Source organism: Sphingorhabdus sp. (assembly GCF_029865925.1).
Classification (GTDB): Bacteria; Pseudomonadota; Alphaproteobacteria; order Sphingomonadales; family Sphingomonadaceae; genus Sphingorhabdus_B.
Window position 1 is genome coordinate 38,235 of record NZ_JARXAI010000043.1, and the last position, 12,191, is coordinate 50,425.

General features: G+C 54.8%; 16 protein-coding genes and 1 pseudogene. 4 read left to right on the top strand and 13 right to left on the bottom strand.

Features of this window, described 5'->3' with window-relative positions; translation table 11 throughout:
- Window positions 1-64 precede the first annotated feature (64 nt).
- The 3 genes from QE270_RS04045 to aroC are packed head-to-tail and all read left to right on the top strand — an operon-like array spanning window position 65 to window position 2,794.
- On the top strand, window positions 65-832 hold the full coding sequence (locus QE270_RS04045) for a YihY/virulence factor BrkB family protein (RefSeq protein WP_300035591.1): 768 nt from the start codon (window positions 65-67) through the stop codon (window positions 830-832).
- A gap of 7 nt (window positions 833-839) precedes the next feature.
- Window positions 840-1,667 carry an enoyl-ACP reductase FabI gene (gene fabI / locus QE270_RS04050; protein WP_300035552.1) on the top strand — a complete coding sequence of 276 codons (828 nt, stop codon included), beginning with the start codon at window positions 840-842 and terminating at the stop codon, window positions 1,665-1,667.
- A gap of 50 nt (window positions 1,668-1,717) precedes the next feature.
- Window positions 1,718-2,794 (top strand): chorismate synthase, encoded by a 1,077-nt coding sequence (gene aroC, locus QE270_RS04055; protein ID WP_300035555.1) that lies wholly within the window; start codon window positions 1,718-1,720, stop codon window positions 2,792-2,794.
- A 6-nt stretch (window positions 2,795-2,800) separates the two neighbouring features.
- On the opposite strand, the gene QE270_RS04060 is transcribed toward aroC, so the two are convergent.
- From QE270_RS04060 to QE270_RS04090, 7 genes are all read right to left on the bottom strand, one after another.
- A complete protein-coding gene (locus QE270_RS04060) occupies window positions 2,801-3,463 on the bottom strand; it encodes a glutathione S-transferase family protein (RefSeq protein ID WP_300035594.1) in 663 nt (220 codons plus the stop codon).
- 76 nt (window positions 3,464-3,539) lie between these two features.
- Window positions 3,540-4,160, bottom strand: coding sequence for a ribosome biogenesis GTP-binding protein YihA/YsxC (gene yihA / locus QE270_RS04065; protein WP_300035557.1), 621 nt, complete (start codon window positions 4,158-4,160; stop codon window positions 3,540-3,542).
- Window positions 4,157-5,926, bottom strand: a complete 1,770-nt coding sequence (gene yidC / locus QE270_RS04070) for a membrane protein insertase YidC (RefSeq protein WP_300035560.1) — start codon at window positions 5,924-5,926, stop codon at window positions 4,157-4,159. The genes yihA and yidC overlap by 4 nt, the downstream gene beginning before the upstream one ends.
- 34 nt (window positions 5,927-5,960) lie before the next feature.
- Complete coding sequence (yidD, locus tag QE270_RS04075; RefSeq protein WP_300035562.1) at window positions 5,961-6,173, bottom strand: membrane protein insertion efficiency factor YidD; 213 nt, start codon at window positions 6,171-6,173, stop codon at window positions 5,961-5,963.
- A 2-nt stretch (window positions 6,174-6,175) separates the two neighbouring features.
- Window positions 6,176-6,583 carry a ribonuclease P protein component gene (gene rnpA / locus QE270_RS04080; RefSeq protein ID WP_300035565.1) on the bottom strand — a complete coding sequence of 136 codons (408 nt, stop codon included), beginning with the start codon at window positions 6,581-6,583 and terminating at the stop codon, window positions 6,176-6,178.
- Window positions 6,584-6,606: 23 nt separating this feature from the next.
- Window positions 6,607-6,741, bottom strand: a complete 135-nt coding sequence (rpmH, locus tag QE270_RS04085) for a 50S ribosomal protein L34 (RefSeq protein WP_125230634.1) — start codon at window positions 6,739-6,741, stop codon at window positions 6,607-6,609.
- Between the two features lie 115 nt (window positions 6,742-6,856).
- The gene (locus QE270_RS04090) at window positions 6,857-7,207 is read right to left on the bottom strand and encodes a hypothetical protein (RefSeq protein WP_300035568.1); all 351 of its coding nucleotides are present in this window, start codon (window positions 7,205-7,207) and stop codon (window positions 6,857-6,859) included.
- Window positions 7,208-7,366: 159 nt separating this feature from the next.
- On the opposite strand from QE270_RS04090, the gene QE270_RS04095 reads away from it, so the two are divergent.
- Window positions 7,367-7,783 (top strand): thioesterase family protein, encoded by a 417-nt coding sequence (locus tag QE270_RS04095; protein WP_300035571.1) that lies wholly within the window; start codon window positions 7,367-7,369, stop codon window positions 7,781-7,783.
- Here the strand turns inward: QE270_RS04095 and QE270_RS04100 are convergent.
- From QE270_RS04100 to QE270_RS04125, 6 genes and pseudogenes are all read right to left on the bottom strand, one after another.
- Window positions 7,780-8,550: a phosphoadenylyl-sulfate reductase gene (locus QE270_RS04100; RefSeq protein WP_300035574.1), complete on the bottom strand. Its 771-nt coding sequence runs from the start codon at window positions 8,548-8,550 to the stop codon at window positions 7,780-7,782. The two genes, QE270_RS04095 and QE270_RS04100, sit on opposite strands and share 4 nt — an antisense overlap.
- Window positions 8,543-8,965, bottom strand: a complete 423-nt coding sequence (locus tag QE270_RS04105; RefSeq protein ID WP_300035576.1) for a DUF934 domain-containing protein — start codon at window positions 8,963-8,965, stop codon at window positions 8,543-8,545. The genes QE270_RS04100 and QE270_RS04105 overlap by 8 nt, the downstream gene beginning before the upstream one ends.
- Window positions 8,958-10,586: a nitrite/sulfite reductase gene (locus QE270_RS04110; protein WP_300035579.1), complete on the bottom strand. Its 1,629-nt coding sequence runs from the start codon at window positions 10,584-10,586 to the stop codon at window positions 8,958-8,960. The genes QE270_RS04105 and QE270_RS04110 overlap by 8 nt, the downstream gene beginning before the upstream one ends.
- Window position 10,587: 1 nt before the next feature.
- Window positions 10,588-10,884: a DUF2849 domain-containing protein gene (locus tag QE270_RS04115; RefSeq protein WP_300035582.1), complete on the bottom strand. Its 297-nt coding sequence runs from the start codon at window positions 10,882-10,884 to the stop codon at window positions 10,588-10,590.
- Window positions 10,881-11,651, bottom strand: a complete 771-nt coding sequence (gene cobA / locus QE270_RS04120) for a uroporphyrinogen-III C-methyltransferase (protein ID WP_300035585.1) — start codon at window positions 11,649-11,651, stop codon at window positions 10,881-10,883. The genes QE270_RS04115 and cobA overlap by 4 nt, the downstream gene beginning before the upstream one ends.
- Window positions 11,652-11,795: 144 nt before the next feature.
- Window positions 11,796-12,191, bottom strand: a pseudogene (locus QE270_RS04125) (selenoprotein O); the annotation flags it as partial.

The following is a 12,191-nucleotide window of genomic DNA, read 5'->3' on the forward strand; positions in this document are numbered from 1 at the left end:
TGTGGGCGTCGGTGTGTATAGCGATGGGTTCATTCACGCAGGCAACTTTGCGTATCTCTCGTTGGTGTCGCTGTTTGCATTTTGCATTGTCGCGGCGGCCATCGCAGGCGCATTCGGACAGACTGAGTCGGGCCTTGCGCTTATCGCAGCATTTTTCAAGACGGTCCCGCAAAGTGTATCAGTTGCCTTGCACGAACCGATCGAAGCCGCCATGAAAGCGCGCTCTGGGCCATTATTGTGGTTGAGCGCCGCCGTCAGCCTTTGGACCGCAGCGAGCCTTATCGAGACCTTCCGCGACGTTTTGTATCGCTCCTACGGCGCAATGCCAAGCCGCGCATTTTGGCATTATCGCCTTGGGTCGCTTGGGGCGATTATCGCTTCGGTCGTGCTCGCGATGATTGCATTTTCGGCGCAGGTTCTGGTGACTGCGGCTGAGGATTTTGTGTATCGCTTCATTCCTGAGGCGCAGACTGTTTCAAGCTATTTTGCGTGGGGACGCATCATTCCTTTCATTGCATTATTCGTGGCAATTTACGTAATTTTTGTAAGTCTAACGCCCTCCAAATATCGATCCCCCGACTTTCCAAAATGGCCAGGGCCAGCCTTGGTCAGTATTTGGTGGCTTGGACTGACCGCCTTATTACCTCTATTTCTATCCAGCGTCAGCAACTACGACCTTACATATGGCAGCTTGGCCGGGGTTATGGTCGCGCTGATTTTCTTTTATCTTATAGGGCTTGGAATGGTGACTGGCGCGCAGTTGAACGCGGCGCTGGCCAACGCACATGAAAATGGACTAAAGGATGTGCGAGAGTTTTTACCTGACGAATGAGGATATTATGACCGGATTGATGGCTGGCAAACGTGGGCTGATTATGGGGCTTGCCAATGACAAGTCGCTTGCATGGGGCATTGCGAAGCGCTTGCACGCAGAAGGGGCCGAATTGGCCTTTAGCTATCAGGGCGAAGTGATGGAAAAGCGGGTGCGGCCATTGGCGGCGCAGCTGGGTTGCGATTTCCTGATTGATTGCGATGTGGCCGACATGGCCAATCTTGACCGCGCGTTTGAAACGCTCGCCGACAAATGGCCAACCATCGATTTTGTGGTGCACGCGATTGGCTTCACCAATAAAGAGGCACTGCGCGGCAAATATTATGAGGTTGGCCTTGAGGACTTCCTGATGACCATGAATATCAGCGTCTACAGCTTCACCGCCGTTGCCCAGCGCGCTGCCGCAATGATGAAGCCGCTTGATCCCGAAACCGGCGAAGGCGGTGGTTCGCTTCTGACCCTGAGTTATTATGGCGCTGAAAAGGTCATGCCGCATTATAACGTCATGGGCGTTGCAAAGGCTGCGCTGGAAACGTCAGTCAAATATCTGGCCAATGACGTCGGCCCGCAGGGCATTCGCGTCAACGCCATCTCCGCTGGTCCAATTAAGACGCTGGCGGCGTCCGGCATTGGGGACTTCCGCTACATCCTGAAATGGAATGAACTGAACACGCCGCTGCGCCGCAATGTCACGATTGATGACGTTGGGTCATCTGCGCTCTACTTCCTGTCCGACCTTGCGGCGGGCGTCACAGGCGAAATTCACCATGTCGATGCAGGCTATCACACCGTCGGCATGAAGCAGGAGGATGCTCCTGATATCAGCACGCTCTGATCTTCGAAGAGCATAGCGTTCGGGGCAATTGAAGAAAACGGAAACAGTATATGAGCTTTAACACTTTTGGCCGCGTGTTCCGTTTTTCGACATGGGGCGAATCCCATGGCCCGGCGCTTGGCGCTTTGGTCGATGGTTGCCCTCCGGGTCTTGTATTGTCCGAGGCGGATATTCAGCCGTTTCTCGACAAGCGCCGCCCTGGTACGTCGCGATTTACCACACAGCGGCAGGAACCGGATGCCGTGCGCATATTATCCGGCGTGTTTGAAGGCCGCACCACAGGTACACCGATTTCGTTGATGATCGAAAATGTTGACCAAAGGTCAAAGGATTATTCCGACGTGGCCAAGGCCTATCGCCCTGGGCATGCGGATTACAGCTATGATGCCAAATATGGCTTTCGCGATTATCGCGGTGGTGGCCGGTCAAGCGCGCGGGAAACCGCTGCGCGCGTGGCGGCGGGCGCTGTCGCGCGTGCCGTCATACCGGATGTGGAAATCATGGCCTATGTCTCTGAAATCGGTGGCGACGCGATTAATCGCGACAATTTTGAAGCAGCGCAGATAACACAGAATCCCTTCTTTTGCCCAGATGAAGCCGCGGCTGGTCGCTGGGAAAAAATGGTAGACGAGGCGCGCAAGGCTGGCTCCTCGCTTGGCGCGGTTATCGAATGCGTTGCCACGGGCGTTCCCCCCGGTTGGGGCGCGCCGCTCTATGCCAAGCTCGACAGCGAGCTCGCGTCGGCAATGATGAGCATCAACGCGGTAAAAGGCGTGGAGATCGGTGCAGGCTTTGGCGCAGCGCGTTTGCGCGGTGAGGAAAATGCGGACCGGATGCGCCCTGCTGCTGAAGGGTCGAACCATCCGGAGTTTATGGCGAATAACGCCGGCGGTATCGCAGGCGGTATTTCAACGGGGCAACCTGTATTGGTGCGCGTGGCGTTCAAACCAACGTCATCCATCCTCACGCCAGTTGAAACGGTGACGCGTGATGGCGATGCCACGGACATTGTCACCAAGGGCCGCCATGACCCTTGCGTAGGCATCAGGGGCACGCCCGTGGTCGAGGCGATGATGGCGCTGGTGCTTGCCGACCAGAAGCTGCTGCACCGCGCGCAATGCGGCTAGACGCAACTATGTAAAGGCGCGTTCGATGCGTTCTATCGTCCACGGCTCTTCGGCCGCGGCGGCATACCATTGTTCCATCCATGGATGCGTCATGATGGCTTCAGCATAAGCTTGCGCAAAGCCGGGTAGGTTGAAGCCATAGGTCACAAACCGCGTGACCACAGGCGCAAGCATGATGTCAGCCGCGCTAAAGGTGCCGAACAGATAAGGCCCATCCTTGCCAAAGCGTGATCGCGCCTCCGCCCATGTTTGCAATATGCGGATTGCGTCGGCGCGGGTTTCTTCGGACAGCGTTACCTCAGTGAAGGTCTTGCGCGTATTCATCGGGCATTCGCGGCGCAACGACATGTAGCCCGAATGCATTTCCGCCGCCATGGACCGCGCCATGCCGCGCGCGACAGGTTCCTTGGGCCAATAACGGTCACGCCCGACCTTGTCGGCGAAATAATCGATTATCGCGAGGCTGTCCCAGACCACCGCCTCTCCATCCCACAAGATTGGCACCTTGCCCGACGATGGCGCAAGGTCTGCCTGACGCTGGCGTTGTTCCCAGTTCGGCGCAAACAAAGGCACGATGACCTCTTCAAAATGCAGGCCAGATTGCTTAGCCGCAAGCCAGCCGCGCAGCGACCAGCTTGAATAGGCTTTGTTTCCAATGATCAGTTTCAAGGTCATGCGACCTTTAATGGCTTCTGTTTGCGATTGTGTCTAGGGGGCAGAAAAGCAAAGCCTTCGCGCACTTTATCTAAGACGTCACAGCTTCCAATACCGCCGCACGCAGTTCTTCGATGCCGCCGCGCTTTTCGGCTGAGGTCACCGACAGATCCGGATAAGCGGCGACATGCTTGCGCAGCTTTGTCATCGTATCGGTTTCGACATCCGCAAGGTCGCTGGCTTTGATCTTGTCAGTTTTGGTCAGCACGATGCGATAGCTTATTGCCGCTTTATCGAGCATCGACATGATGTCGTGGTCGACCTCCTTAATGCCGTGGCGACTGTCGATGAGAACGAACACGCGTTTCAACACCACGCGGCCGCGCAAATAATCGTTAATCAAATACCGCCACTGCTGCACGGTCTTGATCGGCGCCTTGGCATAGCCATAGCCCGGCATGTCCACGATGCGAAACACCGCAGGGTCGCCCACGTCAAAGAAGTTAAGCTCCTGCGTGCGACCCGGCGTATTGGACGCACGCGCCAGATTGTTGCGGTTGACAAGCGCGTTGATCAGGCTCGACTTGCCGACATTTGACCGGCCAGCAAACGCGATTTCCGGCACCGTTGGTTCGGGCAGAAATTCAAGTTTAGGCGCGGATTTCAGGAAGCTTATGGGCCCTGAAAAGATTTTGGTCGTCGTTTCGGTCACGCCTTTGCATTCGCCTTGGCTTGTGCCTTTTCTTCGGCATCACGCGCCATTTGCTCCCGCAATACGGGGTGCCGCGAATACAACCATTTTTGCTGCGCAATCGACACGACGTTCGACATCACCCAATACAATTGAAGACCAGCGGCGAACGGTGCCATGATGAACATCAGGAACCATGGCATTACCGCAAATACCTGCTTTTGCACTTCGTCCATCGGTTGCGGATTAAGGCGCTGCATCAACCACATCGTGACCCCCAACAAGATTGGCAATACACCGATGGCGATGAAGGACGGCGGGTCAAAAGGCAGCAGCCCGAACAGGTTGATTGGTGTCAGCGGATCTGGCGCTGACAAATCCTTCAGCCACAAGACGAAAGGCTGGTGACGCATTTCGATCGACAGCAGCAGTATCTTGTAAAGCGCAAAGAAGATCGGAATTTGGAGCACGACCGGAAGGCAGCCCGCCAACGGGTTAACCTTCTCTTCCTTGTACAGCTTCATCATCTCTTGCTGCAGGCGCGGCTTATCGTCTTTCCAACGCTCTTGAAGGGCTTTTAGCTTCGGCTGGACAGCACGCATCTGCGCCATCGACGCAAATTGTTTCTGCGCGACGGGATACATGAAGCCGCGAACAATGACGGTCAGGCCAATAATAGCGAGGCCAAAATTGCCGAACACGCCAAACAGCCAGTGGAGTATCCAAAAGAACGGAATGGCGATGAACCAGAACCATCCCCAATCGATAGCGTAATCTAGATAAGGGATGCCCAGTTTCTTTGAATAGCTATCCAGAACAGCCATTTCCTTGGCGCCGGCGAAAAGACGCGAATTGGTCTCCAACGCGGCACCAGCAGCGACATTGGTATAGCGCGTGGGTATAACTTGCGCTTGATAGACATCACCGCTGGCCCGGAACTTTGCCGACACAGCTGTTTTCTGGTCGGGAATGAGCGCACCCAACCAATATTTGTCGGTGAAGCCAAGCCAGCCACCGGTGCTGTTGAACGACGTTTCGCCCTTGTTTTCGGCAACATCGACATAGCCCCAATCATAATTGGGTTTGTTATCAAACACGCCCATTGGGCCAATGTGGATATGCGTGAATATGGAGCCACCTGCTGTCGAGTCTGCAGGCTTGCCGGTGCGGCTAAGCAATGCAAAATTTGCGATCTGCACCGGCGCAGTTCCGCCATTGGTAAAGCGCTGCTTCGCGGTGATCATGTAGTTTTCATCAATCGACAAAGCGATCTCGAACTTTTGGTTTTGCGGGTTGGTCCAGCTTAATGTGACGGGAGTCAAAGGCGTCAGCTTATTGCTGCTTGGCGTCCAGACGGTTTTGTCATCGGGCGCGATGATGCCCGTACCCGCCCAACCAAAGCGCGCGAAATACGCATCTTTGGTACCGGATGGGGCAAAGAGCCGAACCGGCGCCGCATCCTTGGCGAGCTCAGTGCGGTGGGCAAGCAGCAGGAGGTCATCGATCTTTGCGCCCTCAAGGTTGATTGAACCTTTCAGCTTAGGTGTTTCCACAAGGACACGGGCCGACGACTGGAGCGCTGTCCCTAAGGGTAGGGATTCCACCTTCGCAGGGGCAGCTTCGACAGACACATCGGATGTCGCGGCACCTGCAGGCGTTGCCGCAGACTTCGCTGTGCTGGTCACTGGGGCAGGGGTTGGCAAGAAATAGCTGGCGACATAGGGCCAACCGAACAGGATAAGGCCCGTCAGCAATACAGCAAAAACCAAGTTGCGTTTATCGTCCACGTCTACAAATCCTCATTAAACAGTCAGTTGGGCGTCATGGCACCGGGTCATATCCGTGCCCACCCCAAGGTTGGCAGCGCAATAGCCGTTTGATGGCCAGCCAGCCACCCTTAAATGCGCCATATTTCTGGAGCGCCCCAATCGTATAGGCCGAACAGCTTGGGCTAAACCTGCATGTCGGCGGCAGAATGCGCGACGGGCCTATTTGCCAAGCCCTTGCAACAAGGATGAGGAGCTTTGCGATCATCTTTATCGCGGTCCTGATTCTGTCGAAGGGCGCTTTTTGTCTTGGCGTGCTTCGGCAGGCTCCGCGCTGCGGTTTTGCTGACATAATTTGTCTAAAGCTTTGGCCATGTCCGCCCGCAACTCGCTGAAATCCCGTTCAATACCGCTATCGCGACCAATCAGAATGTGATCGGCGCCACATTTGCCTTTTTGTCCGAGCATCTCCTGCGCCAATGCGCGGAAACGGCGACGCATGCGGTTGCGGACGACGGCGTCACCCACTTTTTTGGTGATGGTGATGCCAAGCCTAATATCGGCGCTTTCATCTTGCCTGTCTTTCACAAGCAAAACAAAACCGGGAGTTGCATATCGCTTCCCCCGGTTGGCGGCCAAGAAATCCGGCCTTTTTTTGATGACGCTATAACCGCGCATGTCGCGGTTCGCCTGCTGTGCGATTAAGCTGACAGCTTCTTGCGGCCGCGTGCGCGGCGCGCGTTCAGGATGTTGCGGCCTGCAGCGGTCGACATACGGAGACGAAAACCGTGGCGACGGGCACGCACGAGATTGCTCGGCTGAAAAGTGCGCTTCATGACTGTAATCCTTAAATTTTTTACGTTTTGGAATGAAAATGGCCGCCGAATCTGTCCAGCGACCGTTCCTGTTGCTGTGGCAGATACGGTTAGGGAGGTTAAAAGTCAACACAGGTCAGGGCATTTTCATGTCGATGTCGTCGCGGCGGAATAGGTTCAGAAAATCGCCTTTAACGTTCGGGAAGGGAGGGCGGCCTTTGACCTTGTGGCGGCGCAGTGCCCAATTTGCCCAGCGGGCATATTCGGGATGTTGCTTTGAAAGCCGCGAATATCGCTTCTTTGCCCAGCGGGAATGTTTGAGGATCACGCCGAGCCCGATGATAAACAGCAATAGTCCGCCTGGTCCGGGAAGCCAGCTGACAAGTGGCGCTGCAACGATCAGTGCCCAACCCAAAATGACCATTGACCAGCGATAGGCTGGCGTGTCGCTCCAGTTTTTTCGGTTCGAGCGGTGCATGTTCGTCATGTGGGATAGCGGAACGGGTGTTGCAAGCTCATGTCGGCACCAAGCAGTTTTCGCACGGGTATAAAATATTTGGCATTGTCAGCATTCGTCAGCATTCATTCATGGTTTTGCCGCAATAGGGCTGCATGCCTCCTTTTTAACGCTTATATTGAAAGATTAATGACAAAAGCGCTCTCCCACCTTCACCGCATAGGCGTGCTGCCCTCTGACATCGACTTCATGGGGCATGTGAACAACGCGCGTTATCTGAACTGGGTGCAGGATGCCGTTTTGGCGCATTGGAACAAGCTTGCCCCACCTGAGACGGCGGCGAAATATCTTTGGGTCGCGCTGAAGCATGAGATTACCTATCGCAAGCCAGCCTTTCTGAATGATGACGTTATCGCAACGGTCGTTCTTGAAAAGGTGCAGGGCGCACGGTCTTTTTATGACACGGTTATCAAGCGCGGCGAGGAAGTTTTGGCTGAGGTCAAATCAAGCTGGTGCTGCATTGATGCAGAAACTTTGCGCCCTGCGCGCATTGCTGCCGAGGTTCAGGCGTATTTTTTCACAAAGATTGAACCGAAGCTGCTTTAAAAAATAGGATCGTCGCTGCCATCCCCGATGGGTTTGACTGCGTTGTGGATACCGCATTCCACCTTGTCCCAGCCCTTCCATCGGCCAGAACGCGGGTCTTCGCCGGGCGCAACTTTCGTGGTGCAGGGTGAGCAACCGATGGACGGATAGCCAAGTTCTACCAGTGGATGTGAAGGCAAAGCATGCTCTGCCATATAAGCGTCAATTCTGTCCTTGTCCCAATCGGCAAGCGGATTGACCTTTAACCGGCCGTCTTCAATTTCAAAACGGGGCAACGCCCTGCGCGTCGATGACTGAAATGCTTTGCGTCCCGTAAATTGCGCATCAAACCCCGCCAGCGCGGCACTTAACGGCAATACTTTGCGCATTTCACAGCAGCCATCGGGGTCATAGGACCAACGCAGGCCAGTCTCATCTTTTTGACGCAACAAAGCAGGGTCAGGCGTCAGGATGCGCAAGTCTAACAGTCCAAGCATCGCGTGCAATTCCTCCCTGTAGGTAATCGTTTCAGGGAAGTGCTTGCCCGTGTCCAAAAATAGCACCGGAATCGACGGATCAATATTTGCAATTAGGTGCAATAACACCGCGCTTTCTGCCCCAAAACTAGACACAATAGCGGCGTCACCCAACATATTTTCATGCAATAGTACAGTCAGCATCTCAATCGTATCACGCCCCCGGAACATATTGTTCAGGCGCACGGCATCACCCTCGGTGTACCGCGGGTCACTGTTGATACGGTCGGCGATGCGAACTGTTTCAGCCATGCCGCAATTTCCAGATTGGCACCGCGGCATCGGCAGCCTTTTGATACACATGATCATAGTTCGACAGCGCGCGTGCAACGGCTTCGGGGTTTAGTGAGGCTTCTGGGGCAAAGCTGTCAAAGCCGCAGCGGCGCATGAACGCAATCTGATCGACCAAGACGTCACCTTGCGCCCGCAGTTCGCCTTGATAGCCTGCCTCGCGCAAAATCCGCGCTGCGCTATAGCCCCTGCCATCGCGATATTTGGGAAAGGCAACTTCGATCAAAGTTAGCCGATCCAGAAACGGGATCAGCGCACGGGCATCATCGTCTGGCTCTAGGCGAACGGCAGTTGCGTTCGATTGGTCAAGAAACGCATCAAGGGTAACGGACGGCTGTTCTGTCACTTCATCTGAGCGATAGCGAAACTCAACCATAAATCGCTTCCTTAAATGGATTCATTCCGACGCGGCGATATGTGTCGACGAAACGTTCATCGCCTTGCCGCAAAGCCTTGTAGACTTCAGTGGCTTTCTCGACTGCGTCTACAACGCCGTCTTCGTCAAAGCCTGGCCCGATGATTTTGCCGATGCTGACATCTTCTGCGCCCGACCCTCCAAAGGTCAGCTGGTAATTTTCCACGCCCTTCCGGTCCACGCCTAAGATGCCGATATGGCCCGCGTGATGATGTCCGCATGCATTGATACAGCCGGAAATTTTAAGCTTTAATTCGCCCAAGTCACGTTGCCGGTCCATGTCGGCAAAGCGCGTGGCAATCTTCTGTGCGACGGGAATGGAGCGTGCATTGGCGAGGCTGCAATAATCCAGACCGGGACAGGCAATGATGTCGCTGATCAGGTCAAGATTGGCATCGGCAAGTTCGGCATCGCGCAGACCCTGCCAGACGGCGTACAAGTCACGCTTTGCAACATAAGGCAGCACAATGTTCTGCGCATGTGTGACACGTAGTTCGTCAAAGCTGTATTTTTCCGCAAGATCAGCCATCACATCAATCTGCGCCGAGGTAGCATCGCCCGGTATACCGCCAATCGGCTTCAGGCTGATGTTGACGATGGCATAGCCCGCTTGCTTGTGCGGTTTGACATTTTGGTCAAGCCATACGGCAAAATCGGGATCGCTGCGGTCTGGCTCTACATCAGATGCGTCATACGCAGGTGGCGCAAAAAACGCGCTGATGCGTTCCAGCTCTGCCAAGGGCGGGTCGATACCCAAGGTCTTCACATGCGCAAATTCTTCGGCCACTTGACCGCGATATTCGTCCGCACCGATTTCGTGGATGAGGATCTTTATACGGGCCTTGTAAATATTATCCCGCCGTCCGTAGCGATTATACACGCGCAGGCACGCCTCAAGATAGCTCAACAAATCGTCGGCTTTTACAAAGGGGTTGATTTCAGGTGCGATCATCGGCGTACGACCCATGCCGCCGCCGACAAATACACGTGCGCCCAGTTCGCCATCTTTGCGGATCAGTTCAAGCCCAATGTCATGTAGACGCATCGCTGCGCGATCTTCTGCCGACGCGATCACTGCAATCTTGAACTTGCGCGGCAGATAACTGAATTCAGGATGGAAGGTTGACCATTGGCGCAGCAGTTCAGCCCATGGACGCGGGTCAACGACTTCGTCGGCCGCAGCGCCCGCATATTGGTCAGACGATATGTTGCGGATACAATTTCCGCTGGTCTGAATGGCGTGCATCTCGACCGTGGCGAGTTCCTCAAGGATGTCAGCGCATTCCTCAAGCTTTATCCAGTTATACTGAATATTCTGACGCGTGGTGAAATGCCCATAATCGCGGTCATATTTGCGCGCAATATGCGCCAGCATGCGCATTTGCCTTGAATCGAGCGTGCCATAAGGAATGGCCACGCGCAGCATATAGGCGTGCAATTGAAGATAGAGGCCGTTCATCAACCGCAGCGGCTTGAACTGATCCTCGGTTATCTCTCCAGCAATCCGGCGTTTTACTTGGTCGCGAAAGTCAGCAACACGGGCATCGACAATGGCTTGGTCATAATTGTCATATTTATACATGTCAGATAATCCAGTCGCCCGCCGCAGGGTCGGCAGGCTTGAGTGAGAAGTCAGCGCGGACGGTGGGTCCAAGGGCGCGGATCCGGTCCTTGATGTGAGCAGGGCGTGGGCCATTAGCGGTTGGAAGGGCGTCGATGATATAGGGCGCATTCACGCGGCGTGCGCCCTCTTCGGCGTGCAATATGGCCTCGCCATGTTCGCCGACATCAGCGGCATCTTCGACATGGATAGACCAGCCATTGCCCGTCCACCAAGTCACCGCGCCTGATCTCAATTCATTTCCCGTCAGTAATTTCACGCAATTTTCTCCGCCTGCTTGGCAAAATGGAACAACCGGTCTTCGGCATCGGATTTCAAGACAACTTCACCGACGATGATGATGGCAGGAGACACAACGCTTTCGCGCGCGATCATGTCACCCAAGTCAGTCAATATCGTGCGCATGGCACGTGCATCAGGCCGCGTGGCCCGTTCCAATACGGCTACGGGCGTATCGGGCGACAGGCCATCGCAAATAAGCTTTTCAGTGATGTCTGCCGCAGTTGCCACACCCATGTAGATAACCAAAGTGCGGCCTTTGCCAGCAAGTCCAGCCCAATTCTGGTCGGTCAGGCCTTTGCACTGACCAGCGACGAAGGTAACGGCGCTTGCGGCATCGCGATGGGTCAGCGGCAACATACTGGCTGCTGCACCGCCCATCGCGGCGGAGATGCCGGGAACGACCTCAACATCGATGCCAGCGGCACGGCACGCTTCGGCTTCTTCGCCGCCGCGTCCAAAAATGAAGGGATCGCCGCCTTTTAGCCGCACGATCACCCGACCGATTTTAGCCTCGCGCACGAGGATGTCGTTAATGCCATCTTGCGGAACGGAGTGGCGCGAACGGCGTTTGGCGACCGAGATCAACCGCGCTGACGGGTTGATTAACGCCATGATGGCATCATCAACAAGGCCGTCATGCACCACCACATCTGCGGTCGAGATCAGCCGCACAGCCTTTACCGTAAGCAGTTCCGGGTCGCCGGGGCCAGCGCCTACCAAATACACACGAGCTTTTTCCATCATGCTAAAGTGGACCAGTTCATCGCCAACATCAAATCAGGATAAGTTGGCCACCGATTAGAAGAACTTTACCGATGCTTTCAGCCGCCTCATGATTACGCTCGTACAATTCCCTATCTTGTAAACTTTACACGTAAAAATAGTTAGTTAGCTGCATGCGTTGAGCGCGCGGCCCATGGCACGAATGGCCGAAACCTTATGATTGAGCGGCTGCCAATCGTCTTTTTCGGCAATCGCCTGCCAAATGTCCTCCACCTCATTTATGAGCATCGAACATATGCGGCCGTTGGTCCAATAGGCATCCCTATGCGCATCTACCGGGGTATATTTTTGCAACAATTCAGTGAACGCTATTTGATATTCGCCTGGGGTTGCGAACGCACTTTGGCTGCCAAAACGATAGTAATAAAAAAATGTGTCGATCGGAATTCTCTCCCGCGACATTGCCCGTTCGGCGGCCTCAACCAATTGGCGGTCTTCGGCTTCTCCAAGCGATGCAACGCCCAGACGCCATAAAAAGCGCCGAATAATTGCCCTTTGATA